General features: G+C 37.3%; 21 protein-coding genes and 1 rRNA gene. 9 read left to right on the top strand and 13 right to left on the bottom strand.

Going from position 1 to position 24,709, the window contains the following annotated elements; all coding sequences use genetic code 11:
- Nucleotides 1-2 precede the first annotated feature (2 nt).
- Entirely contained in the window at nt 3-614 is a 612-nt protein-coding gene (seqA, locus tag DV417_RS04350; RefSeq protein WP_118878767.1) for a replication initiation negative regulator SeqA, read from the bottom strand.
- Nucleotides 615-684: 70 nt separating this feature from the next.
- Between seqA and DV417_RS04345 the strand changes: the two genes are divergently transcribed.
- The 3 genes from DV417_RS04345 (at nt 685) to fur (ending at nt 2,563) form a co-directional block, all read left to right on the top strand.
- Complete coding sequence (locus DV417_RS04345) at nt 685-1,467, top strand: alpha/beta fold hydrolase (protein ID WP_118878765.1); 783 nt, start codon at nt 685-687, stop codon at nt 1,465-1,467.
- 98 nt (nt 1,468-1,565) lie between these two features.
- Complete coding sequence (gene fldA, locus DV417_RS04340) at nt 1,566-2,090, top strand: flavodoxin FldA (protein ID WP_005629135.1); 525 nt, start codon at nt 1,566-1,568, stop codon at nt 2,088-2,090.
- 29 nt (nt 2,091-2,119) lie between these two features.
- Nucleotides 2,120-2,563, top strand: coding sequence for a ferric iron uptake transcriptional regulator (gene fur / locus DV417_RS04335; protein WP_118776475.1), 444 nt, complete (start codon nt 2,120-2,122; stop codon nt 2,561-2,563).
- A 106-nt stretch (nt 2,564-2,669) separates the two neighbouring features.
- Here fur and gdhA read toward each other — a convergent pair whose 3' ends face one another.
- The 7 genes from gdhA to DV417_RS04300 all read right to left on the bottom strand — a co-directional run bounded on the left by gdhA (nt 2,670) and on the right by DV417_RS04300 (nt 9,463).
- The gene (gene gdhA / locus DV417_RS04330; protein ID WP_118878763.1) at nt 2,670-4,019 is read right to left on the bottom strand and encodes an NADP-specific glutamate dehydrogenase; all 1,350 of its coding nucleotides are present in this window, start codon (nt 4,017-4,019) and stop codon (nt 2,670-2,672) included.
- Between the two features lie 374 nt (nt 4,020-4,393).
- On the bottom strand, nt 4,394-5,164 hold the full coding sequence (tatC, locus tag DV417_RS04325) for a twin-arginine translocase subunit TatC (RefSeq protein ID WP_118878760.1): 771 nt from the start codon (nt 5,162-5,164) through the stop codon (nt 4,394-4,396).
- A 9-nt stretch (nt 5,165-5,173) separates the two neighbouring features.
- Nucleotides 5,174-5,734 carry a Sec-independent protein translocase protein TatB gene (gene tatB, locus DV417_RS04320; RefSeq protein WP_053466164.1) on the bottom strand — a complete coding sequence of 187 codons (561 nt, stop codon included), beginning with the start codon at nt 5,732-5,734 and terminating at the stop codon, nt 5,174-5,176.
- A 3-nt stretch (nt 5,735-5,737) separates the two neighbouring features.
- The gene (gene tatA, locus DV417_RS04315) at nt 5,738-5,965 is read right to left on the bottom strand and encodes a twin-arginine translocase TatA/TatE family subunit (protein ID WP_005629124.1); all 228 of its coding nucleotides are present in this window, start codon (nt 5,963-5,965) and stop codon (nt 5,738-5,740) included.
- 172 nt (nt 5,966-6,137) lie between these two features.
- Entirely contained in the window at nt 6,138-7,577 is a 1,440-nt protein-coding gene (locus DV417_RS04310) for an alanine/glycine:cation symporter family protein (RefSeq protein WP_192878549.1), read from the bottom strand.
- 182 nt (nt 7,578-7,759) lie between these two features.
- A complete protein-coding gene (nagK, locus tag DV417_RS04305) occupies nt 7,760-8,674 on the bottom strand; it encodes an N-acetylglucosamine kinase (RefSeq protein WP_118878758.1) in 915 nt (304 codons plus the stop codon).
- Between the two features lie 63 nt (nt 8,675-8,737).
- Nucleotides 8,738-9,463, bottom strand: a complete 726-nt coding sequence (locus DV417_RS04300) for a phosphatase PAP2 family protein (RefSeq protein ID WP_118878756.1) — start codon at nt 9,461-9,463, stop codon at nt 8,738-8,740.
- Between the two features lie 69 nt (nt 9,464-9,532).
- Between DV417_RS04300 and ribA the strand changes: the two genes are divergently transcribed.
- Nucleotides 9,533-10,183, top strand: a complete 651-nt coding sequence (ribA, locus tag DV417_RS04295) for a GTP cyclohydrolase II (RefSeq protein ID WP_118785846.1) — start codon at nt 9,533-9,535, stop codon at nt 10,181-10,183.
- 320 nt (nt 10,184-10,503) lie between these two features.
- On the opposite strand, the gene DV417_RS04290 is transcribed toward ribA, so the two are convergent.
- A complete protein-coding gene (locus DV417_RS04290) occupies nt 10,504-12,045 on the bottom strand; it encodes a peptide ABC transporter substrate-binding protein (RefSeq protein ID WP_118878754.1) in 1,542 nt (513 codons plus the stop codon).
- Nucleotides 12,038-12,400, bottom strand: a complete 363-nt coding sequence (locus tag DV417_RS04285; RefSeq protein WP_065265262.1) for a YbaN family protein — start codon at nt 12,398-12,400, stop codon at nt 12,038-12,040. Before DV417_RS04285 ends, DV417_RS04290 begins: the two co-directional genes overlap by 8 nt.
- A gap of 122 nt (nt 12,401-12,522) precedes the next feature.
- Here DV417_RS04285 and prlC point away from each other — a divergent pair, with 122 nt between their 5' ends.
- The 5 genes from prlC (at nt 12,523) to DV417_RS04260 (ending at nt 21,743) form a co-directional block, all read left to right on the top strand.
- Nucleotides 12,523-14,562: an oligopeptidase A gene (gene prlC, locus DV417_RS04280; protein WP_118879067.1), complete on the top strand. Its 2,040-nt coding sequence runs from the start codon at nt 12,523-12,525 to the stop codon at nt 14,560-14,562.
- A 242-nt stretch (nt 14,563-14,804) separates the two neighbouring features.
- Nucleotides 14,805-16,352: a type I restriction-modification system subunit M gene (locus DV417_RS04275; protein ID WP_118878752.1), complete on the top strand. Its 1,548-nt coding sequence runs from the start codon at nt 14,805-14,807 to the stop codon at nt 16,350-16,352.
- Nucleotides 16,353-16,360: 8 nt separating this feature from the next.
- Nucleotides 16,361-17,557, top strand: coding sequence for a restriction endonuclease subunit S (locus tag DV417_RS09525; protein ID WP_118878750.1), 1,197 nt, complete (start codon nt 16,361-16,363; stop codon nt 17,555-17,557).
- Nucleotides 17,558-17,631: 74 nt separating this feature from the next.
- Complete coding sequence (locus tag DV417_RS04265) at nt 17,632-18,651, top strand: virulence RhuM family protein (RefSeq protein ID WP_118878748.1); 1,020 nt, start codon at nt 17,632-17,634, stop codon at nt 18,649-18,651.
- Nucleotides 18,648-21,743: a type I restriction endonuclease subunit R gene (locus DV417_RS04260; RefSeq protein WP_118878746.1), complete on the top strand. Its 3,096-nt coding sequence runs from the start codon at nt 18,648-18,650 to the stop codon at nt 21,741-21,743. The genes DV417_RS04265 and DV417_RS04260 overlap by 4 nt, the downstream gene beginning before the upstream one ends.
- Before the next feature lie 75 nt (nt 21,744-21,818).
- Here the strand turns inward: DV417_RS04260 and DV417_RS04255 are convergent, their stop codons facing one another.
- The 3 genes from DV417_RS04255 to rrf all read right to left on the bottom strand — a co-directional run bounded on the left by DV417_RS04255 (nt 21,819) and on the right by rrf (nt 24,651).
- Nucleotides 21,819-23,618, bottom strand: coding sequence for an ATP-binding protein (locus DV417_RS04255; RefSeq protein ID WP_118878744.1), 1,800 nt, complete (start codon nt 23,616-23,618; stop codon nt 21,819-21,821).
- A gap of 113 nt (nt 23,619-23,731) precedes the next feature.
- Entirely contained in the window at nt 23,732-24,319 is a 588-nt protein-coding gene (locus DV417_RS04250) for a uracil-DNA glycosylase family protein (RefSeq protein ID WP_118878742.1), read from the bottom strand.
- A gap of 216 nt (nt 24,320-24,535) precedes the next feature.
- A 5S ribosomal RNA gene (rrf, locus tag DV417_RS04245) occupies nt 24,536-24,651 on the bottom strand.
- Nucleotides 24,652-24,709 lie beyond the last annotated feature (58 nt).

The following is a 24,709-nucleotide window of genomic DNA, read 5'->3' as shown; positions in this document are numbered from 1 at the left end:
CATTAATTTACCGTGAAATATGCCCGCACTTCGTCAATTAAACTTTCAGGCAAATCCATTGATTGCATTGCACCTTCCAACATCAGCATTTTACGGCCACTGTTTGTGTTAGTAATAACCCAATAAGGCGTATCTGGAATTTGTTTTGGTTTTGTATGATTGCCGGTCATTAACAATGTTGCTTCATCACGCGCAAAATAAACTCGAGTACGGCCTTGTAAAGATTCTGTGGCTTGCGCAAAACTCTCAGGATTAGTGCGATAAAGCACGCGCAAAATAGCTAAGAAACGCGTAACAGCTTTGCCTTCTTCTTGAAATTCTGTCGAGTTCAACAACGTTTGAACTTTTTCTACGATCTGATTAATTGCAGTTATCGGCTGTTTTTTCGTCGGTTTTACACTTTCTGACTTAGCTGGTTCAGTCTGTACTTCTACTTTTGATTCTGTTTTTTCGTTATTTTCAGCCGGAGCAAATGTTAAGTCATCGGCGAAAACTCTCGCATGTGCCGGTAAATTAAGCAAACGGCGTAAAATATCCGAAGCACTTTCCCCAATAGAGCGGGTTTGACTCGCAATGTATTGGTATAATTCTTCATCAACTTCAATGATCTTCATTTTTTTCTCTCTGTTTGCTAGAATTTTTTTTAATTATAACGACTTCTTTACAAATTCTCACGCAAAAATTATGGCAAATTCATTGCTCAATTATCAATATCATCAAGTAAAACAAACGATTAATTCTCCAACTTTAGTTTTTATTCACGGTTTATTCGGGGATATGAATAACCTTGGCATCATCGCCAGAGCTTTTAGCGAAAATTATAATATTTTACGTATAGATCTGCGTAATCACGGCCATAGTTTTCATTCGGAAAAAATGAATTATCAACTTATGGCTGAAGATGTTATTGCAGTCATTCTCCACTTAAATTTATCCAAAGTGATATTAATTGGTCATTCTATGGGCGGAAAAACCGCCATGAAAATCACCGCACTTTGCCCAGAATTAGTCGAAAAATTAATTGTAATTGATATGTCTCCCCTGCCTTACGAAGGATTTGGACATAAAGATGTGTTTAATGGCTTGTTCGCTGTCAAAAATGCAGCCCCTCAAACTCGTCAAGAAGCCAAACCGCTCTTAGAAAAGGAAATTGATGATCAGGATGTCGTGCAATTTATGCTGAAATCTTTTGCCCCCAATTCAACTGATTATTTTCGGTTTAATCTCACTGCACTTTTCAACAATTACGCTAACATTATGGATTGGGAAAAGGTGCATGTACTCACGCCGACGCTCTTTATCAAAGGCGGAAATTCTTCTTATATAAAAATAGAGAATAGCGAAAAAATTTTAGAACAATTTCCTTATGCGACGTCTTTTACTATTAGTGGTTGTGGGCATTGGGTGCATGCTGAAAAACCTGAATTTGTTATACGTGCGATAGAGCGATTTGTAAATAAGAATTAATTCATTTAAATGAGAATACTTTTGTAGTATACTCCCACATAATTTAGGGGATATCCCCTATTTATAATCAATACATTAAATTTTAAAAGGAAAGAAAAATGGCAGTTGTTGGTCTATTTTATGGCAGTGACACAGGCAATACCGAAAACATCGCGAAAATGATCCAAAAACAATTAGGTAATGACTTAATCGATATTCGTGATATTGCAAAAAGTAGTAAAGAAGATATTGAAGCATACGATTTCTTACTTTTCGGTATTCCGACTTGGTATTACGGCGAAGCACAAGCTGACTGGGATGATTTTTTCCCAACGCTAGAAGAAATCGATTTTACAGATAAACTCGTAGGTATTTTCGGCTGTGGCGATCAAGAAGACTATGCTGATTATTTCTGCGATGCTATCGGCACCGTGCGCGACATCGTAGAACCGCGCGGCGCAATCATTGTGGGTAACTGGCCAACTGAAGGCTATACTTTTGAAGCATCAAAAGCATTATTAGAAGATGGAACTTTCATTGGGTTGTGTATTGATGAAGATCGCCAACCTGAACTCACGGCAGAACGTGTAGAAAAATGGTGTAAACAAATTTACGATGAAATGTGTTTAGCCGAGCTCGCTTAGAATTTTTCACATAAAAGGAAGGGAACTTTATGTCTGAAGAAAACATTAAATTACTTAAAAAAGCTGGATTAAAAATCACTGAACCTCGTTTAACGATTCTTAGCTTAATGCAAGAGCATAAAAACGAACATTTCTCAGCAGAAGATGTATACAAAATCCTACTTGATCAAGGGAGTGAAATTGGCTTAGCGACTGTTTACAGAGTATTAAATCAATTTGACGAGGCTCGTATTTTGATTCGTCACAATTTTGAAGGTAACAAATCTGTATTTGAGCTAGCACCAACTGAACACCATGATCATATTATCTGCGAGGATTGCGGAAAAGTATTTGAATTCAGTGACAATATCATCGAACAACGTCAACGTGAAATTAGCCAACAATATGGTATTAAGTTAAAAGCACACAGTTTATATCTTTACGGTAAATGTAGTGATATCAATAAGTGCGATGAAAACAATTCAAATAAATAACATCTCTAAGGCGACTCAATGTCGCCTTTCTTATATTCAAATTTTATCCGAAAAAATAACCGCTCTTTTTTAAAGTGCGGTTATTTTCTATTTGAAATTTTGAGGATTAATAAACACCTTGTGCCAACATAGCATCAGCAACTTTGACAAAACCTGCTACGTTTGCACCTACTACATAGTTGATATTTTCTTGACCTTCAATCGTGCCATATTTTTTACAGTTTGCGTGAATGTCTAACATGATTCGATGCAATTTTGCATCCACTTCTTCTGCAGTCCAATACAAACGTTGTGAGCTTTGCGCCATTTCTAAACCAGAAGTCGCCACGCCACCTGCATTAGCCGCTTTACCAGGTCCAAATAATACACCTGCAGCCTGTAACGCGTCGGTTGCTTCAATGGTAGTTGGCATATTGGCGCCTTCAGCGACCAATCTCACGCCATTTTTAATTAAAAGTTGAGCATCAGAAAGTTCTAATTCATTTTGAGTTGCACAAGGAAGCGCAATATCAACTTTCACTTCCCAAGGGCGTTTACCTTCAAAATATTGCAAACCAAATTGTTCTGCATAATCTTTTACTCGACCCCGTTTTACATTTTTAATTTCTAAAAGTGCGGCTAATTTTTCAGTAGTAAATCCCTCAGCATCATAAACATAGCCTGATGAGTCAGAGCAAGTCACCACTTTTGCGCCAAGCGATAATGCTTTTTCAATAGCATATTGCGCAACGTTACCAGAACCAGAAACCGATACAACTTTACCCGCAAAACTATCGCCTTTTTCAGCTAACATGGCTTGAGCAAAATAAACTAACCCATATCCCGTTGCTTCTGGACGAATTAAGCTACCACCAAAAGATAATCCACGCCCAGTAAAGACGCATGCAGCTTGATTTGATAATTTTTTCATATAGCCAGCTAGATAACCAACTTCGCGCCCACCAACACCTATATCACCTGCTGGTACATCAGTATCAGCCCCTACATGGCGATAAAGTTCAGCCATCAATGCTTGGCAAAAACGCATGACTTCTGCATCTGATTTTCCTTTTGGATCAAAGTCCGAACCACCTTTTGCTCCGCCCATAGGCAATGTAGTTAAAGCATTTTTAAATATTTGCTCAAAACCCAAGAATTTTAAGATAGATAAATTTACTGATGGATGGAATCGCATACCGCCCTTAAATGGACCAATTGCACTATTAAATTGCACTCGAAATGCACGGTTGACTTGCACCTGACCATTGTCATCGGTCCAAGCTACACGGAATTGAAATGCACGTTCAGGCTCGACTAAACGTTCTAACAATCCCTCTGAACGATATTTAGGATTAGCTTCTAAAAAAGGCCAAATAGAAGTAAACACTTCTCTAACCGCTTGTAAAAACTCAGGTTGATGACCATCACGTTGAGCGACTTGTGCTAAGAATGCATCTAAGGAAGCAACTGTTGACATAATGAATTTCCTTCTTTGTTGTTGATGTTGTGTGTATTGTGTTTTTTATTATGTTCGCCTCATAGGGCGCAATGACAATATGCAATGAGCAATTTAACGTTGCAATAACTTTTATGAAGGAAATTTAAAGAAAAACAAAACAGAAAGAAATTATCTAAAAAATTACCCAATTTATTAAATAGAAAATAAAAACAAAGATAATAACCTAATAAAATGATGATGTTTTAGGTGAAAATACGACACTTTTACTAAGCTATAAATCACATTTAGTCGCGAATAAACCAAAAGATATTGTTTTATGAAAAAAAACACGAGGATGACATCAATGCAATAAAAAAGGGGCTAAGCCCCCATTTTATATATTAATCGATTCACTATTCTGTTTTTTCTGATTCATTGTTGTTTTCAACCGCACTTTCATCATCTTTGGGTTGATAAAAACGAGCTACTAACAGGCCAAGCTCAAAGAGCAAGCACATCGGCACCGCGAGTAAAGTTTGTGAAAAAACGTCAGGAGGCGTTAAAAGCATGCCGATAAAAAATGCCCCCACGATAATATAAGGACGTTTTCCTGAAAGTGCTTTTACTGTTGTTACGCCAGTCCAGCAAAGTAGAATGATAGCTATCGGTACTTCAAAACACACACCAAAAGCTAAAAACAATGCCAAAGCGAAATCTAAATAGCTGCTGATATCTGTTGCAATAGCAACGCCTTCTGGTGCAGTTTGTGTAAAGAAACTAAATACAAACGGAAATACAACGTAATAAGCAAAAGACACGCCACAATAAAATAAAATTGTACTTGAAAATAGCAACGGATAAATCATCCGTTTTTCATGTTGGTACAATGCAGGCGCAACAAAAGCCCAAATTTGATAAAGCAAATAAGGAACAGAAATAAAAACAGCAACAATCGCTGTCAATTTAATTGGCGTAAAGAAAGGCGTTTGAATATTGGTTGCGATCATCGTCGCACCTTTTGGCATAACCGTTGTTAAAGGTGCTGCAACAAAATGATAAATATCATTGGAAAAATACACCAATGCGACAAAAACCAATACCACACAAATCACACAGCGTAATAAACGGTTTCTTAGCTCAACAAGGTGTGTAATTAGAGGTTGAGATTCATCCACATTACTCATAAAAACTCGCTATGATTCAGTTTTTGAAGATTGAGATTTTGGTGCTGGCGCAATTTCAATATCATCCGGCGGATAATAATCAGATAAACGCTCGGTCAATTCTGCTTGCTCGTGGGCTTCAAGTGCGGTTAAATCTGCAGGTGTTTTTTCTACTTCAGGTAAAGTTTCTGTAGAATCCTCAGTTAATGCCACATTTTGAGACTTTTCTGCATTTTCAGCCGCACTTTTAATTTCTTTAATTTGCTCTTCCACTGTTGTACCAGCTTGAGCCGCTTTATCTTCTAGCTCTGCTTTCATTTTATCTGCTTGAGCTTTTAATTCCTCCACCGTTTTACTCAATTCTGGTGAAAGGGTTTGCAAGTTCAAAGATTCAGCTTTTTTGATACTATCCTGTAATTCTTGCAATTTTAGTTCTTGTTTCAACTCATTTTGCACATTGGCAGCTAAACCACGAATCGTTTTCACCCAACCCATCACTGTGCGAATAGCGACAGGTAAACGCTTCGGCCCTAGCACAACTAGGCCAACTACCATTAACAAAACAAGTTCTGAAAAACCAATATCAAACACGGATTAAGCCTGTTCTTTCTCTTTTGTAGTTTCAGTTTTTGCAGATGTTGCATTATTGTCAATAGACTTAAATTCTGCATCTTTTGCTTTTTCATCATCTTGCATTGCTTTCTTAAAGCCTTTCACAGCTGCGCCAAGATCTGAACCCGCATTTCTTAATTTTTTCGTACCGAAAACCAATAAAATGACCACTAATAAGATAATCATTTGAGCAGGGGATAAACCAAACATAATAAACTCCGTTCTGTAAAAAAGAAAAAATTTGGGTCGGAATATACCCTTTTTACCCACGTAGAACAATAGCTATCGGGGATTATTTTCAATTTATCACGATATTAATGATAAAACGCAATATATAAATAAACTAAAAATGGCTAAAAATTTCTTTCTAGCCATTTTATCTTTATTTCCAAATGCGGGAATCAAATATTTTCTTACGCAATTCAGGGTGGTCGTCAATTTTAAACTCTGGTGTTTTTCCTTCTTTAAGCTGACGTTGATAATCCTTCATCAATTTCCATACGATTGGCGACAACATCAAAATTGCAATCAAGTTAATGATTGCCATGACTGCCATTACCGTATCTGCGAAATTCCACACCACATTGCCTGAACGAACAGAACCAAAATACACGAAAAATAGCACCATTAAACGGAACAAAAATACAAACCAAGGTTTATTCTTGATAAAACGGATATTGCTTTCCGCATAAGCATAGTTACCAATAATGGAAGAATAAGCGAATAACAATAAGATAAATGCCAGGAAATGCACCCCAAATTCACCTATGTGATATTGCAAGGCATTTTGCGTAAGTGAAATACTTTTTAGCGTTTCGCTACCATAATTATTTGAAAGTAAAATAATCACGGCAGTACAAGAACAAACAATCATGGTATCAACAAACACCCCCAACATCTGTACTAAACCTTGACTAACAGGATGTTTAACGTGAGCAGCCGCTGCCGCATTAGGCGCAGACCCCATTCCTGCCTCGTTAGAGAATAGTCCACGTTTAATCCCCATCATCATTGCTTTTGATACCAGCGCACCAAACATTCCACCAGCTGCGGCATCAAAACTAAATGCACTTTGAATGATACGATGAATCACGGAAGGAATCATATCAATATGCATGCCAAGAATAATCACTGCCATAATCAAATAGAAAAGTGCCATCATTGGCACAAGACTACTCGAAATAACCGCAATACGCTTAACGCCACCGAAAATAATAAGTGCGGTCAAAATTACTAATGAAATACCGACATATTCCCCTTTCCAATTCCACGCATTGCTCGTCGCTTCAACAATGGAGTTTGCCTGTACAGAATTAAAGGCAAAACCAAATGTAAAAATTAATGCAAGCGCAAAAGCCACTGCCATACAACGTGATTTTAAACCTTGCACAATATAATAAGCAGGGCCGCCACGGAATGATCCATCTTTATCTTGAATTTTAAATAATTGAGCAAGAGTGGATTCAGCGAAAGCACTCGACATACCAATAAATGCCGTTACCCACATCCAAAACACTGCGCCTTCGCCCCCTAAGGCAATTGCCGTTGCAACCCCACCAATGTTACCCACACCAACGCGGCTCGCCAGACCTGTCGTAAACGCTTGGAAAGGCGTTAACGAACTTCCCTCCACAGCACGACCAAACCACATTTCACGAAGGCTTGCTGGGAATAAACGGAACTGTACAAATCCTGTTGTAATGGTAAAAAATAGACCCGTCCCAAGCAAAATAATAATTGTGGCATCCCATAAAGGTCCATCAAGGTGTGCGACTATCCAAGTTAGCACGTCTTCTAACATTTTTGAAAATTCAAATTCCATAATCATCCCTCAAACGATAAATAATTTGATTGTATGGTTTTTTAATGAAAAGGCGAGATTTTTTAAAAATTTCTCTAAAGAAAAGAAATACAAACAAGAAAAAATCTAATAAATTTAGAATATTCTAAATATTTTTCAAAATAAAGGGCGTATTATTCGAATACGCCCGTTAGTTTGCTGAATTATTTGGTTAAAAACAACGCCGCCGCACCACGCACACCACCGGAATCGCCGTGTTTCGCTTTTTTAATTGGTGGAACTTTTGCTGTCCGCATCAAGTGAGGTGGTAATACTTTTGGTAAAGCCTCATAAAGGTAATCAAAATTAGATAATCCACCACCTAGCACAATCATATGCGGATCAAATGCCGTAATGATATTGCCAATAGAAATCGCCGCCAATTCAACAAAAAGATTCACAAAATCTACCGCACTTTCATTGCCTTGATAGAACAAATCAATAATTTCTCGAGCAGATAATGTTTCACCTTTCAAATCTCGATAAAGCATTTCAAAACCGCGACCTGACAGATAATTATCCAAACAAGCCTTGTTGCCACAACCACATTGATAAATCGGGGCTTTATCCCACCCCAATAATTTCAAAGCATGATAATTTAGTTGTAAATGACCAAGCTCTCCCGCCATTCCCACTTGACCTGAATGAACTTTACCATTTAAGACAAAGCCGCCACCAAAACCAGTTCCAAGAATTAAACCAAGTACAGTCGGATATTGCTGATTTTCGGCATCCCATGCTTCAGATAATGCGAAACAATTTGCGTCATTTTCTGCCCGCACTTTACGGCCTAAACGTGCAGACAAATCGCGTAAAATTGGTTTATTATCTGCCACACGAATATTGGTAATTTCGGCTAATCCAGTTTGTTGATTAACAAAACCAGGCACGCCCAAACCTACGGTGCCCACTTCACCAAACTTTTCATCAGCACGATTCACTAAATCCACAATCGTGTTAAGCCATTCTTCATAGTCGGTTTTAGGTGTTGGCACCCGTTCAGAATATAATTTTTCTAATTTTTCATTGAATACAGCAAGCTCTATTTTCGTGCCACCAATATCTAAACCATAATACATAATCTGCTCCTATATAAAGAAGTGCGGTTAAAATTAGCCAAAATTTTAACCGCACTTAAATCATTATTTTATGACGAAGATCGCCTTTTTCTTCAAAAAAGAAAAAATAATGCTATTAATCAACCATGCCAGTAATGTCGCCACCAATAAATCAATTGGGTAATGCATGCCTAATCGCACACGGCTAATCAACATCAATAAGCCCCACACCGCAATGCCCGCCACCAGCAATTTTGCTTTAAAAGAACGGTTACCCAATAATTGGGTAAAGCCAACAGCAAGCATAAGCCACGTTGCCGCAAAAATCGTATGTCCAGAGGGGAATGAATACCCCGTTTCATTTTCATAATGATGAACTAACCAAGCTGGTGTGATGGCATCTATCGAATAAAAATTCTTAGCCATTTCTGCACGCAAAGTGCGGTCATTTTTATAAAAGTTTTCAGGCGTTGAATGAGTTTGTTCAGCTAGATACACGGTGAAGGGACGAGGCTCTTCAAACAATGCTTTTGCCCCCGTTTTTGCGGCTTGAGTGGCAATAACTGAAATCCCCATCACAATTACACCTAATATCCATTGTTTTGGATTTTTGAATAAAAATGCGAACAAAAACGTAAACAACACACAGGTGATCAACGCATAAGGTACGCTACCCGTTTCAGTGAGCAAATAAAGCCAATAATCAGCTTCAGTTAATTGGCTATTGCCATGCCACTGATAGGAAATACCCCAAATAAAAAATGGTACAAGACAAAGTAATAACGTATATAATGACAGCCTTTTAAACATGCTCGCCCCTTAATAATAAAAAATAACGCGCGCATTCTAACAGAAATGACTACGAATAAGGATCACTTTATGGCAAAAATTCAGCTAGTTGCGCAAGCTAATTTACCCACTGAATACGGCATTTTCAAAATGGTGGGATTTGAATTCCCAGATACCAAAAAAGAACATGTAGCCTTAGTGATGGGTGATATTTCTAATGCTGATGAACCTGTGTTAGCACGCATCCATTCTGAATGTTTAACTGGCGATGCGCTTCACAGCTTAAAATGCGATTGTGGGTTCCAACTGGCGACAGCGTTGAAACAAATTAAAGAAGAAGGTCGCGGTGTCTTAATTTATCATCGTGAAGAAGGCCGCGGAATTGGTTTAATTAATAAAATCCGTGCTTATTCTTTACAAGATAAAGGAATGGATACGATTGAAGCCAATCTTGCTTTAGGTTTCAAAGCAGATGAACGCAACTTTGAAGTCTGTGCCGATATGTTTGAGCTACTTGGTGTAAAAAAAGTTCGCTTGATGACCAACAACCCAGAAAAAGTAGAAACCATGAAAAAAGCAGGTATCAACGTGGTTGAACGAGTACCGCTTAATGTAGGCGAAAACCGCTACAACACAAAATATCTTGATACAAAAGCGAAAAAAATGGGTCATTACATTGTGCATAACAATGATGAACAACATTTAATGACCTGTCCACATTGCCAAGAAGAGATTATTTAATAAAATAATATATGTTAAAAAAGCCATACTGTTGTATTGAACAGTATGGCTTTTTTATTTAAACTTTATGCCATGGAATAATCAAAAGATTTTTTAGCATATTGCTAAAAACGAGAAACCCCGTCTCGTATTCCAAAGATCGGGGCTTATCAGGAGTAAGTAAAATGAAAAAAACGCTCTTTTTCATTTTCTTGATTATCTGTTGTTTAGTTAGCTGTTCCGGAACAGTTATCTAAGATAATCGCTACGGGGACGATGTAGGAGTTGTCCCCAATACCTCCAATCTTAAAGAATTCTTTCCTTGATTGCAAGTGCGATTACTAATTTTTAACCTTTCGCCATAAATCTTTGCTATAAATGGTTCCAACAGAATTTACTTGTGCGCCCATTATACTTGGCGCGAGATAAACTGGCATACTGTATTGAAAAATAGGTAATACTAAATATTCTTGTTGAATTATCCCTTTTAATTTCGTGTAATTTTCTAACCGCCCTTTCTCGGATGTCGTCGTCATTGCTGCTTCAAATAAACGATCAAATTCAGCATTTTTATAGCCATTTTTGTTATCAGGGCTTTTGGAATAGAACAAATTTAAGAAAGCGACGGGATCATTAAAATCAGCACACCAGCCAGAACGAATTAATTGAAAATCACCTTTTGTGCGAGCTGTTTGCAATTCTTGCCAACTCATCCCTTGATTTTCAACTCGTAATAAATCTGATTGCGATAATTGGCGATTTAATCGCGTTGCAATGGTTTGATTCAGAGACGAATCATCATAACGAATACGTAATTTCAACGGGTGAGTTTCACTAATTTGATTTTGGGAAAGAAGCTGTTCTGCAACAACAGGCTCCCAAATAGATTCTTGCTCACCTAGCATAGATTTTGGCAGAAAAGTATTGCTAGGATGAAGATGAGCAATATCTGCAACCAAATTCTTGGTTGAAATCATCGAAACAATCGCTTTTCTTACCGTATTTTTTTGCAACATAGAATCGGCAAAATTAAACTCATAGAAGTAAGTACAAAGCTGCGGATAATCTTGGATATTCTGATCAGCTTTTTTCGGATTCAATACCACATCAAAATCGGACAAATCTGCATCTGCTGCAATTTTTTGATACTTCACTTGCTGAAATATTACTTTTTCTTTTGCCCAATAATAAGGATTGGCAGTTAAAATGTGCTGATTTTCAGCCTGACTTTGTAATTGATAGGCTCCATTGCTGATAAGGGTTTCAGTCGATTTCGTATAGCGAGGCAAGAGGCTGACGTGCGCCAGCATAGAAGGTAAATATGGTGATGCTTTATCTAATTCGATGCGTAAAGTGCGGTCATTTTCAACGAATAATCCAAGTGATTCCACAGACAGTGTTTTTTTCAATACTGCCTTCGCATTTTTCAAATTCATAAAAGCCAAATAATTTTTTAGCGGGCTTTCAGATTGGGAAAGTGCTTGCCAAGATTTTACAAAATCAGAGGCAGTCACCGCTTCACCATTTGACCATTTGGCATTTTCACGCAAAGTGAAAATCCACGTTTTATTATCTTTAGTTTGCCAGCTTTCTGCTACGGCAGGAACAAGATTGCCTTGTGCATCGTAAGCCGTTAAGCCTTCAAAAAGATCGCGTAATAATTGCGTTTGTTCTTCGTTTTTAGCTTGCCAAGGTTGCAAAGTAAGATCGCCATAAACTCCACGTTTTAATTCAACACGGTTGGGCTCTAATTGAGGATTTTTCGGTGCTTCAACTTGTGGCGAAACAGGCTTGGGATTATCCAATTTATCACAAGCCACCATAGTAAAAATAATGGAAAAAATAACCGCACTTCGCTGGCACAAAGTTAGAAAATTATTCATTCTCGGTTTTAACCCAAAATAAAAAGAACCAAAATTTAATGCAAATTAATACCGCAATAATACTTTTCCCCACCACGCTTGGCGTAAAGTAAAAGCCAATGAGTAGCATGGTTGTCGCAAAACTCAAAATGCAAATTTTGGTATTTTTCTTTAATGATCGATTTTCATTAAAAGACTTAAGATGTTTTTGATAAATACTTGTGCCTAAAAACCATTGTTCTAAGCGTTTTGAACCTTTTGCAAAGAAAAATAAAGTAAGTAATAAAAAAGGCGTGGTAGGTAAAATAGGAAGGAAAATTCCAATAATGCCAAGTGCAAGAGAAAGAAAACCTAAAACAATGTAAATAAACTTCATAATGTTCCTAATAAAAAGAAAATGCGAACCATTATTACTGATTTTTTAGATTTTTCAACCTTGATATTATAGAATTTGCCGTTACATAAAGAACAGTTTTCAAAAAAGGAACATTTATGTCTATGTCAAATCCATTACTTAACATTCAAGGCTTACCGCCATTTTCACAAATCAAGCCAGAACATATTCAACCGGCTGTTGAAAAATTAATTCAAGATTGTCGCGATACGATAGAACAAGTGTTAAAACAACCGCACTTTACTTGGGAAAATTTCATTTTACCTTTAATGGAAACCAATGATCGCTTAAATCGTGCTTGGTCACCCGTTTCTCATCTCAACTCAGTAAAAAATAGCACTGAATTACGTGAAGCCTATCAAGCGTGCTTGCCATTACTTTCTGAATACAGCACTTGGGTTGGTCAGCATAAAGGGCTTTATAATGCCTATTTAGCGTTAAAAAATAGTGCTGAATTTGCCGATTATTCTATTGCGCAAAAGAAAGCCATTGAAAATTCACTGCGTGATTTTGAACTTTCAGGTATCGGGCTTTCAGAAGATAAACAACAACGTTATGGCGAAATTGTGGCGCGCTTATCCGAATTAAATTCACAATTTAGCAATAACGTATTAGATGCAACAATGGGTTGGGAAAAACTCATTGAAAACGAAGCAGAACTTGCTGGTTTACCTGAATCCGCACTGCAAGCAGCACAACAATCTGCCGAAAGTAAAGGATTAAAAGGCTATCGTTTTACGTTAGAAATCCCAAGTTATTTGCCTGTGATGACTTATTGCGAAAATCGTGCATTGCGTGAAGAAATGTACCGTGCTTATGCAACACGCGCCTCAGAGCAAGGCCCTAACGCAGGCAAATGGGATAACAGTAAAGTCATGGAAGAAATTCTTACATTACGCGTGGAATTGGCGAAATTACTCGGTTTTAATACTTACACCGAACTTTCACTTGCCACCAAAATGGCAGAAAACCCACAACAAGTGCTTAATTTCTTAGATCATCTTGCCGAACGTGCTAAACCACAAGGCGAAAAAGAATTGCAAGAATTGAAAGATTACTGCGAAAAAGAATTTGGTGTTACTGAACTTGCGCCTTGGGATATTGGTTTTTACAGCGAAAAACAAAAACAACATTTATACGCCATTAATGATGAAGATCTTCGCCCATATTTTCCTGAAAATCGCGTGATTTCAGGGTTGTTTGAATTAATTAAACGCATTTTCAATATTCGTGCAGTGGAACGCAAAGGCGTGGACACTTGGCATAAAGATGTGCGCTTCTTTGATTTAATTGATGAAAACGATCAACTCCGTGGCAGTTTCTATCTTGATTTATATGCGCGCGAACACAAACGTGGTGGTGCGTGGATGGATGATTGTATTGGGCGCAAGCGTAAACTGGATGGCAGCATTCAAACTCCCGTGGCTTATTTAACTTGCAACTTCAATGCACCTATAGGGAATAAACCAGCCTTATTTACGCACGATGAAGTCACCACGCTATTCCACGAATTTGGTCACGGCATCCATCATATGCTCACGCAAATTGATGTCTCCGATGTGGCGGGTATTAACGGTGTGCCTTGGGATGCAGTGGAATTACCAAGTCAATTTATGGAAAACTGGTGCTGGGAAGAAGAGGCTTTGGCGTTTATTTCAGGGCATTACGAAACAGGCGAGCCGTTGCCAAAAGAAAAACTCACGCAATTGTTAAAAGCGAAAAATTTCCAAGCGGCGATGTTTATTTTACGTCAGCTTGAATTTGGGATTTTTGATTTCCGTCTGCATCACACCTTTGATGCGGAAAAAACCAATCAAATATTAGAAACACTTAAAGCAGTGAAATCACAAGTTGCCGTCATAAAAGGTGTAGATTGGGCAAGGACTCCACACAGCTTCAGCCATATTTTTGCAGGGGGCTACGCCGCAGGTTATTACAGCTATTTATGGGCAGAAGTGTTATCGGCTGATGCTTATTCACGCTTTGAAGAAGAAGGTATTTTCAACCCAATCACTGGCAAATCATTCTTAGATGAAATTCTCACGCGTGGTGGCTCAGAAGAACCAATGGAACTCTTCAAACGCTTCCGAGGCCGTGAGCCGCAATTAGATGCGTTGTTAAGACATAAAGGAATTATGAACTAATACGTCAAACTATAGGGCATGCACGACATGCCCTTTCTCAAATATTTTCCGCTAAAAAAGCCCTTCATAAAAACATTGCAAATTTCAACCGCACTTTATCAAGACAAAACCTGCAAACGAGATATTATTTTTACAAATAGCCGCAAGATAAACTCATAGAAATTCACGCAGAATAGACTAATTTCCTGTATAATTTTTCACATATCTATTCAACTCATTACACAAAATATTCTGAGGATTTTATGACAATAGCAATGCAACAACGCGCTGAACTTCAACGACGTATTTGGCAAATCGCTAATGATGTACGCGGTTCCGTCGATGGTTGGGATTTTAAACAGTATGTTTTGGGTACACTTTTCTATCGTTTTATCAGTGAAAATTTTGTCAACTATATTAAAGGTGGAGATGATAGCGTTGATTATTCTACTTTTAATGATGACAACCCTATTATTGCAGCGATCAAAGAAGACACCATCAAAGCAAAAGGCTATTTTATTTACCCAAGCCAGCTATTTAAAAATGTCGTGGCGACAGCCAATACTAATCCGAATCTAAATATAGATCTAAAAAGTATTTTTACTGATATCGAAAACTCCGCTACTGGTTACCCTTCCGAACAGGATATCAAAGGCTTATTTGCCGATTTTGATACCACCAGCAACCGTCTGGGCAATACTGTTGCCGATAAAAACAGCCGTCTAGCTGCAGTATTAAAAGGCGTTGCCGAGTTAGATTTTGGTGACTTTGAAGATAATCATATTGATTTATTCGGTGATGCTTACGAATTTTTAATTTCCAATTATGCTGCTAATGCCGGTAAATCAGGTGGCGAGTTCTTTACACCACAATGCGTTTCCAAGCTGATTGCTCGACTGGCTTTGTATGGACAAGACAAGGTCAACAAAATTTATGACCCCGCTGCAGGTTCCGGTTCTTTATTATTGCAAGCGAAAAAACAATTTGACGAACACATCATTGAAGAAGGATTCTTCGGGCAGGAAATAAACCACACCACATACAACCTTGCCCGTATGAATATGTTTTTGCATAACATCAACTACGACAAGTTTGATATTGCTTTAGGCAACACCTTAATGAATCCGCAATTTGGCGATGATAAACCTTTCGATGCTATCGTTTCTAACCCGCCTTATTCTGTGAAATGGATTGGTTCAGACGATCCCACACTGATTAACGATGAACGTTTCGCCCCTGCTGGCGTACTTGCACCGAAATCCAAAGCAGATTTCGCCTTTATTTTGCACGCTTTGAGCTATCTTTCAGCAAAAGGTCGTGCGGCGATTGTTTCCTTTCCTGGCATTTTTTATCGCGGTGGTGCGGAACAAAAAATTCGTCAATATTTGGTGGATAATAACTACGTGGAAACGGTTATTGCTTTAGCGCCAAATCTATTTTTTGGCACCAGTATTGCAGTGAATATTCTAGTGCTTTCCAAACATAAACCCAATACCCAAACCCAATTTATTGATGCCAGCGGTTTATTTAAATCCGCCACCAATAACAACATTTTGGAAGAGGAACATATTGAGCAAATTCTCAAACTGTTTGCCGATAAAGAAGATGTGCCACATTTGGCTAAATCCGTGTCCTTTGAAGACATCGTTAACAATGAATACAACCTTGCGGTGAGTTCTTATGTGGAGCAAAAAGACACCCGTGAAGTCATTGATATCGATAAACTCAATGCTGAAATTAAACAAACTGTTGCTAATATTGACCGCTTGCGTGCAGAAATTGACAAGATTGTGGCGGAGATTGAGGGGTAAAAAACACAATGAAAAACAACCGCACTTTTTTAGAAAAATTATTAGATGGGGCTGAGGTTGAGTGGAAAACGCTAGACGAAATATTCCATTTAAGAAATGGCTATACCCCATCAAAAGGAGTAAAAGAATATTGGGAAAATGGCTCAATCCCTTGGTTTAGAATGGAAGATATTCGAGAAAATGGACGCGTTTTAAATACAGCATTACAAAAGGTTTCAGAAAGTGCGGTTAAAGGTGGAAAACTTTTTCCCGCAAATTCAATTATTATTGCAACCTCTGCAACTATTGGTGAGCACGCTTTAATAACCATACCATTTCTAGCAAATCAAAGATTTACGGTTTTATCTTTAAAACCTGAATATATTGATAAATTTAATATTTATTTTCTATACCATTATTGTTTTACGCTTGATGATTGGTGTCAGAAAAATACCACTATGTCTAGTTTTGCCTCCGTTGATATGAATGGATTTAGAAAATTTCTAATCCCCATCCCCCCACTCTCCGTCCAAACCGAAATCGTAAAAATTTTGGACGCATTGACAGCGCTTACCAGCGAGCTTACCAGCGAGCTTACCAGCGAGCTTATACTACGCCAGAAGCAGTATGAATACTATCGGGAAAAATTGTTAAGTGAAGAAGAGCTTGAAAAGGTTGGGTTTGAGTGGAAATATTTAACCCAAGTAGCAGATTTAACTAGAGGACGAGTTATATCAAAAGAGTATCTCTCTGATAATGTAGGGGATTATCCGGTATATAGTTCTCAAACTGTAGATAATGGTGAAATTGGAAAAATAGACTCATTCGACTTCGATGGTGAATTTGTTAGCTGGACAACAGACGGTGCCAATGCTGGAACTGTATTCTACCGCTCAGGGAAATTTTCAATCACAAACGTGTGTGGATTAATAAAAATTAAAAATAACCCTGAGCTCAACTATAAATTTTTATTTTATTGGCTTTCAATAGAAGCTAAAAAACATGTTTATTCTGGCATGGGAAACCCAAAGCTGATGAGTCACCAAATGGAAAAAATTAAGATTCCTATCCCCCCACTCTCCATCCAAACCAAAATCGTAAAAATTTTGGACAAATTTGAAAGCTTAACCAATTCCATCACCGAAGGATTGCCTTTAGCGATTGAGCAAAGCCAAAAGCGGTATGAATATTATAGAGAATTGTTATTAAATTTTCATAACCCGTAGGGTGGGCTTCAGCCCACCAATTAATCACAACAAACGGTGGGTTAAAGCTCACTCTACAAATTTGAGAAGAAAGAATGAACAACTTAATCATCTACAACACCGACGACGGTAAATCTCACGTTGCTTTATTAGTTGTTGAAAACGAGGCTTGGCTGACCCAAAATCAGCTTGCGGAACTTTTTGACACCTCTGTACAAAATATCGCCTTACATATAAAAAATATATTAGAAGACAATGAATTAGATGAAAATTCAGTTATCAAGGATTACTTGATAACTGCCCAAGATGGCAAGCAATATCAAGTAAAACATTATTCCCTTGATATGATTCTCGCCATCGGCTTTCGTGTGCGTAGCCCTCGTGGTGTACAGTTTCGTCGTTGGGCGAATACGCAATTACGTACTTATTTAGATAAAGGTTTTCTATTAGATAAAGAGCGGTTGAAAAATCCGCAAGGTCGATTTGATCATTTTGATGAATTACTGGAGCAAATTCGTGAAATTCGAGCCAGTGAATTGCGGTTTTATCAAAAAGTACGAGAGTTATTTAAATTATCCAGTGACTACGATAAAACAGATAAAGTCACTCAAATGTTTTTTGCCGAGACACAAAATAAGTTGGTCTATGCCATTACACAACAAACCGCTGCAGAACTCATTTGTACTCGTGCAAATGCTGAATTGCCTAATATGGGCCTCACCTCTTGGAAAGGTACTGTTGTACGTAAAGGCGATATTATTACCGCTAAAAACTATTTAACTCATGATGAATTAGATTCTTTGAATCGTTTAGTGATGATCTTTTTAGAAAGTGCTGAATTACGTGTTAAAAACCGTCAAGATCTGACATTAAATTTCTGGCGTAATAATGTCGATAATTTAATTGAATTTAACGGTTTCCCGTTGCTTATCGGCAATGGAACTCGAACTGCAAAACAAATGGAAACCTTTACCAAAGAACAATATGCCTTATTTGATCAAGTCAGAAAACAGCAAAAACGCATACAGGCTGATAATGAAGATTTAGAAATTTTAGAAAAATGGCAAAAAGATCTGAAAAAGCAAAAAAAATCAATAATTAAGGAAAATTCATGACCCAATACAAAACCATCGCTGAATCCAATAATTTTATCGTTTTAGATCAATACAAAAAGTTTGTGGAAGAGCCTAACGCGGGTTATCAAACGGAAGGAAGCCTTGAGCGTGAATTTATCCGCGATTTACAGGCTCAAGGCTATGAGTATTTGCAAGGGTTCAATAGCCATGATGCATTAGTTAAAAACTTACGGACACAATTACAACGTTTAAATAACGTAGTTTTTTCTGATGCGGAATGGCGACGTTTTTTAGAGGAATATTTGGATAAACCCAGTGATAGTCTGATTGAGAAAACCCGCAAAGTTCATGATGACTATATTTATGATTTTGTGTTTGATAATGGACGTATTCAGAATATTTATTTGTTAGATAAGAAAAATCTTGCCAATAACGCCCTGCAAGTCATCAATCAATTTGAGCAAACCGGCAGCTATGATAATCGTTATGATGTGACGATTTTGGTGAATGGTTTACCCCTTGTACATATCGAACTGAAGAAACGTGGCGTGGCTATTCGTGAAGCCTTTAATCAAATTCATCGCTACAGCAAAGAAAGCTTCAATAAAGAAAATTCGCTCTTTAAATATATTCAGATTTTTGTCATTTCTAATGGCACAGACACCCGCTATTTTGCCAACACTACCAAGCGCGATAAGAATAGCTACGACTTCACAATGAATTGGGCAACGGCAAAAAATACCTTAATTAAAGATTTAAAAGATTTTACAGCGACCTTCTTGCAAAAGCATACCCTGCTCAATGTATTGGTAAATTACTGCGTGTTTGATGTTTCCGACACCCTACTGATTATGCGCCCGTATCAAATTGCCGCCACCGAGCGTATTTTATGGAAAATTAAAAGTTCATATCTGGCGAAAAATTGGAGCAATAAAGAAAGCGGAGGCTATATTTGGCATACCACAGGCTCAGGCAAAACCCTCACCAGTTTTAAAGCCGCACGCCTTGCAACAGAATTAGACTTTATTGAAAAAGTATTCTTCGTGGTCGATAGAAAGGATTTGGATTATCAAACCATGAAGGAATACCAACGTTTTTCACCGGATAGCGTGAATGGTTCAGAAAGTACGGCAGGATTAAAACGCAATATCGACAAAGACGACAATAAGATCATTGTCACCACCATTCAAAAACTCAATAACCTAATGAAATCGGAAGATAAACTACCTATTTACGATAAACAGGTTGTTTTTATCTTTGATGAATGCCATCGTTCTCAATTTGGTGAAGCGCAAAAAAATCTAACGAGAAAATTTAAAAAATACTATCAATTTGGTTTTACCGGCACGCCTATTTTTCCAACTAACGCATTAGGTGCCGAAACTACTGCGAGCGTTTTTGGCATCGAACTCCACTCTTACATTATCACCGATGCGATCCGTGATGAAAAAGTGCTGAAATTTAAAGTGGACTACAACGATGTCCGCCCACAATTTAAGAGTATTGAAACCGAAAAAAATCTTGAAAAACTGACCGCACTTGAGAAGAAACAAGCCTTTTTACAGCCTAAACGTATTGAGCAAATTGCCCAATATGTCTTAAATAATTTCAAACAAAAGACCCATCGCTTTAATGCCGGTAACAATGGCTTTAATGCCATGTTTGCGGTAAGTAGTGTGGATGCAGCCAAAGCTTATTATCAAACGTTTAAACAGTTACAAAGTGCGGTCAAAAATCCACTTAAAATTGCAACAATCTTCTCTTTTGCGGCAAATGAAGAACAAGATGCGATTGGCGATATTATCGATGAAAGTTTTGAAGTGGAGGCGATGAACTCCTCAGCCAAGGAATTTTTAAAATCTGCCATTGATGATTACAACGGCTATTTTGCCACCAATTATGATGTGGATGGTAAATCCTTCCAAAACTACTATCGTGATCTTGCTAAACGCGTTAAAAACAAAGAGGTGGATTTACTGATTGTTGTTGGAATGTTTTTAACTGGTTTTGATGCCCCAACCTTAAACACGTTATTTGTGGATAAAAACTTGCGTTACCATGGCTTGATTCAAGCTTATTCACGCACAAACCGCATTTATAACAGCACCAAAAGTTTTGGCAATATCGTCACTTTCCGTGATTTGGAACAAGATACCATTGATGCGATTACCCTTTTCGGTAAATCCAATACGCGTAATGTCGTTTTGGAAAAAAGTTACCAAGAATATATGGAAGGCTTTACCGATGCTGGCGTGGCCCGTCGTGGGTATTTAGACGTTATTGCAGAGTTACAAGAACGCTTCTCGGATCCAGATGTAATTCAAACGGAAAAAGACAAGAAAGATTTTGTGAAATTATTTGGTGAATATTTGCGAGTTGAAAACATTCTGCAAAACTATGATGAGTTCGCTGCTTTACAAGCATTTCAATCGCTCGATACCAGTGATGCAAAAGCCGTTGAAGCCTTTAAAGAAAAATATTATTTAACGGATGAGGCTTTTGCTGAAATGCAACCTATTAATATGCCAAGCGAACGTAGTATTCAAAATTACCGTTCGACTTACAACGATATTCGGGATTGGCTCCGTCGTCAAAAAGATGGCGAGGAAAAAGCAAAATCGACCATTGATTGGGACGATGTGGTGTTTGAAGTGGATTTATTAAAATCCCAAGAAATCAATTTAGATTACATTTTAGAATTAATATTTGAGCACAATAAAAAAACTAAAAACAAATCTGAGCTTATTGATGAAATTCGTGCCATTATCCGCTCCAGCCTTGGAAATCGAGCGAAAGAAAGTTTGATTGTGGATTTTATTAATCAAACTGATTTAGATAACATTGCCGATAAAGCTGGCATTATTGAGTCATTCTTCCAATTTGCCCAAAAAGAGCAACAACAAGAAGCCAATGAATTGATAAGTACCGAAGGACTTAATATTGAAGATGCCAAACGTTATATTAATGTGTCATTACAACGTGGATATGCAAGTGAACAAGGTACGGATTTAAATGAGGCTCTCCCTAAAATGAGCCCGCTTAATCCACAATACCTCACTAAAAAGCAGAATGTTTTCCAAAAAATATCCGCATTTGTTGAAAAATTTAAAGGTATTGGGGGAAAAGTTTAATCTATCAACAATTACATCCAGTAGATTGCTCCTAAAAACTGCTGGATGTAATTATTATTTGTCCATAATAAAAATTCATTGGTATTCACAAAATTTAGCTAAGTCTTCTACATCTTCTAACCACTGATTTCCAATTTCATCAATCAATTCCCCACAATTAAAAACATCAGAATTTTTAGCCGCACTTTCTAAAGCATCCGCTAATTGACGTAAATGATTTAACCCTACCGATGCCGCAGCCCCTTTAATTTTATGGGCAGTATCTTCTGTTTCTTTCATATTATCTTTTGATAATTGAGTAAGATAATTTGGCATCGTTTGTTTGAATAAAGATAAATTTTCTAAAATTTGGGATTTTCCAAGCGTTTCTATCAGCGCTAAATCAAACTGTTCTGAAAGCTCATTATCATCATTCATTTCTATAATAGATTCGCTTTCATCGGCAAAAAATTGCTGCAGACAATGGTGTAAATCCTTAATTGAAATGGGTTTGCGTAATACGCCATCCATGCCCATTTCTAAATATTCTTGCTCGCTTTGCATAACATTGGCAGTAAAAGCAATCATTGGCGGTAAAAAATCATAAATACCGTTCTCATAGTTCTCTCGCAAATATTGGGCAATTTCAAAACCACTCATATCTGGTAATTTAATATCTAGCAATAAAATGTCGTAAATATTTTTCTCAAATAAAGTGATCGCCTGCTTGCCATTTGTCGCAACATCAACATGATGCCCAAGTTTTTCCAAAATGGTTTTTGCAACCATTATATTAAGATCAACATCTTCCACTAAAAGAATGTTCAAGGATGGAATATTTTTCTTAACGGATTCTTTTTCAGAAATTTCTTGAGCGTGGAGAGTAAGATGGAAAGTTGCGCCTTTTCCTCGCTCACTTTCAACTGTTAAATCCCCCTCCATTAATTGAGCGAGATTTTTAGAAATAGCCAACCCAATACCGCTACCCGCACTTTGCTGGCGACTTTCTTTCACTTGATAATACATTTCAAAAATATGTTTTTGTTCCTCAGGAGAAATCCCCATTCCTGTATCTTTCACAATAAAATGGTAACAATCCTGATTTCTAATAATTTTCAGAATAATATTTCCCTGATCCGTAAACTTCACCGCATTACTAATTAAGTTCCACAAAATTTGGCTCAAGCGCACACGATCAAGATTCAACCAATTAGGCAAATTAGGCTCAAGCTCTAAAGAAAAAATAAGATTTTTTTGTTTGGCAAGGAAACTAGCAAAATTATAAATATCGTTTAATAAGGCGGGGAAATCTGTTGGCTGTCGATTTAATTCAATTCGACTGGCATCAATTTTTTCCAAATCAATAATATCACTAAAAATATAGCCTAAGCTGACCGCACTTATGTTGATAGTTTTTAAATAATTACGTTGACGATCATCTAATTCATCATCAAGTAAAATCTGGCTAAGCCCCACAATACCATTCAATGGCGTGCGCAATTCATGGCTTATTGTGGCAAGTAAGGTACTTTTATCACGGCTATTTTTTTCCAACTTTTCCAATGCTTGGGATAATTTTTTCTGAGCGGCAATTCGCTCGGCGACCTCATTTTCCAATCGATTAACCGAGCTAGAAAGATCAAGGCGAGAATGTTCAAGTTTTTCGACCAATAAAGTGAAAAAATAAATAACAAAAGGCGCAGTGAGTAAGCCAAAAGTTACCGAACGAAAAATATCTACCCAAGAAATCTGATGAACAATAAATAAACTAAATAAAATCTGAGTACAAAGTGCTAAAACCGCGAGAATCATCACGCCTAAAAGAGAAAAACGAAGGCGCCCAAGACGAATAACCCAATCCACATAACTCTGAGCAAAATATTTGAAATTTTTCATCAAATCTCCTAAAACATTATTATCGTTATAAAAAAGCCTATACATACAGGCTTTATTATATCCATAAAGTAAAAGAGATTGTTATTACTATGTGTGCATAAGAAATGAAAAACTTAGTCTTTATTAATTATCTGTTTGACTAAAATTTGTAATTCAGGAATAACTTGTTCTTCAAACCAAGGATTCTTTGTTATCCAAAGCTGATTGCGAGGGGAAGGATGCACGAGAGGAATAAAGTGCGGTAAGAATTGACGATAATTTTTAACCGTGTCAGTTACATTATCTTTATTTTCAGGTAAATAATATTTCTGTGCATATTGCCCAATAAGAATTGTTAACTGGATATTAGGGAGATGTTCTAAAATCATCGGATGCCATTTTTCTGCAAAACCTTGACGAGGTGGTAAATCACCAGATTTACCTGTTCCAGGATAATAGAAATCCATGGGAAGAACCGCAAACATCCCAGAATTATAAAAATAATCGTAATCCACTCCCAACCATTCACGCAAACGCTCACCGCTTTTATCATTCCAATATAAACGAGATTGCTCAGCTTTTAACCCCGGAGCTTGACCTACAATATTAATTCGAGCTGTTTTAGGAGCCGAAAATAAAGGAAAAATTCCACGATCTGTAAAATCTTTATTTTGAGGGTCAGCGATAATACTTGAAGTTATTTCATCTAAATTTTTAAGCATAATGGAGGAAATTAGAAATGAGTATATAAAGTCTATTTGAAAAATATAAGAAATCAAGACTCTAAATGATATACATAGATATATTTATTGAAAACTAAAATTAGACTCTTATTTCTTTAAATAATAAGTAAATTCCCAAAAATAAAAACCCCAGCTTTTCAACTGGGGTTCTTATCTTTTATTCTACTCTGCTTTATTCTATTTATGTATTTGGTAACCTGGCGGTGCCCTACTCTCACATGGGGATACCCCACACTACCATCGGCATTACAGCGTTTCACTTCTGAGTTCGGTATGGTGTCAGGTGGTTCCACCGCACTATCGCCGCCAGGATAATTCTTTGATAACTTGTATTCTTACTTCTATCTATGTTCTTCATTGGCCACAAGC

This window comes from Haemophilus haemolyticus, assembly GCF_003490935.1.
Classification (GTDB): domain Bacteria; phylum Pseudomonadota; class Gammaproteobacteria; order Enterobacterales; family Pasteurellaceae; genus Haemophilus; species Haemophilus haemolyticus_M.
This window is presented reverse-complemented; position numbering and strand designations above follow the sequence as displayed.

Excerpts from the sequence above, each read along its gene's own strand:
- nagK (WP_118878758.1), bottom strand. The coding sequence starts at position 8,674 with ATGTATTATGGTTTAGATATTGGTGGCACGAAAATAGAGCTTGCTGTA.
- DV417_RS09525 (WP_118878750.1), top strand. The coding sequence starts at position 16,361 with ATGAAAAACAACCGCACTTTTTTAGAAAAATTATTAGATGGGGCTGAG.
- ribA (WP_118785846.1), top strand. The coding sequence starts at position 9,533 with ATGGCAAAAATTCAGCTAGTTGCGCAAGCTAATTTACCCACTGAATAC.
- DV417_RS04300 (WP_118878756.1), bottom strand. The coding sequence starts at position 9,463 with ATGTTTAAAAGGCTGTCATTATATACGTTATTACTTTGTCTTGTACCA.
- tatC (WP_118878760.1), bottom strand. The coding sequence starts at position 5,164 with ATGAGTAATGTGGATGAATCTCAACCTCTAATTACACACCTTGTTGAG.
- fur (WP_118776475.1), top strand. The coding sequence starts at position 2,120 with ATGTCTGAAGAAAACATTAAATTACTTAAAAAAGCTGGATTAAAAATC.
- gdhA (WP_118878763.1), bottom strand. The coding sequence starts at position 4,019 with ATGTCAACAGTTGCTTCCTTAGATGCATTCTTAGCACAAGTCGCTCAA.
- DV417_RS04290 (WP_118878754.1), bottom strand. The coding sequence starts at position 12,045 with ATGAATAATTTTCTAACTTTGTGCCAGCGAAGTGCGGTTATTTTTTCC.
- DV417_RS04250 (WP_118878742.1), bottom strand. The coding sequence starts at position 24,319 with ATGCTTAAAAATTTAGATGAAATAACTTCAAGTATTATCGCTGACCCT.
- seqA (WP_118878767.1), bottom strand. The coding sequence starts at position 614 with ATGAAGATCATTGAAGTTGATGAAGAATTATACCAATACATTGCGAGT.
- tatA (WP_005629124.1), bottom strand. The coding sequence starts at position 5,965 with ATGTTTGGTTTATCCCCTGCTCAAATGATTATCTTATTAGTGGTCATT.
- DV417_RS04275 (WP_118878752.1), top strand. The coding sequence starts at position 14,805 with ATGACAATAGCAATGCAACAACGCGCTGAACTTCAACGACGTATTTGG.
- prlC (WP_118879067.1), top strand. The coding sequence starts at position 12,523 with ATGTCAAATCCATTACTTAACATTCAAGGCTTACCGCCATTTTCACAA.
- DV417_RS04285 (WP_065265262.1), bottom strand. The coding sequence starts at position 12,400 with ATGAAGTTTATTTACATTGTTTTAGGTTTTCTTTCTCTTGCACTTGGC.
- DV417_RS04255 (WP_118878744.1), bottom strand. The coding sequence starts at position 23,618 with ATGAAAAATTTCAAATATTTTGCTCAGAGTTATGTGGATTGGGTTATT.
- DV417_RS04260 (WP_118878746.1), top strand. The coding sequence starts at position 18,648 with ATGACCCAATACAAAACCATCGCTGAATCCAATAATTTTATCGTTTTA.
- DV417_RS04265 (WP_118878748.1), top strand. The coding sequence starts at position 17,632 with ATGAACAACTTAATCATCTACAACACCGACGACGGTAAATCTCACGTT.
- DV417_RS04310 (WP_192878549.1), bottom strand. The coding sequence starts at position 7,577 with ATGGAATTTGAATTTTCAAAAATGTTAGAAGACGTGCTAACTTGGATA.
- DV417_RS04345 (WP_118878765.1), top strand. The coding sequence starts at position 685 with ATGGCAAATTCATTGCTCAATTATCAATATCATCAAGTAAAACAAACG.
- fldA (WP_005629135.1), top strand. The coding sequence starts at position 1,566 with ATGGCAGTTGTTGGTCTATTTTATGGCAGTGACACAGGCAATACCGAA.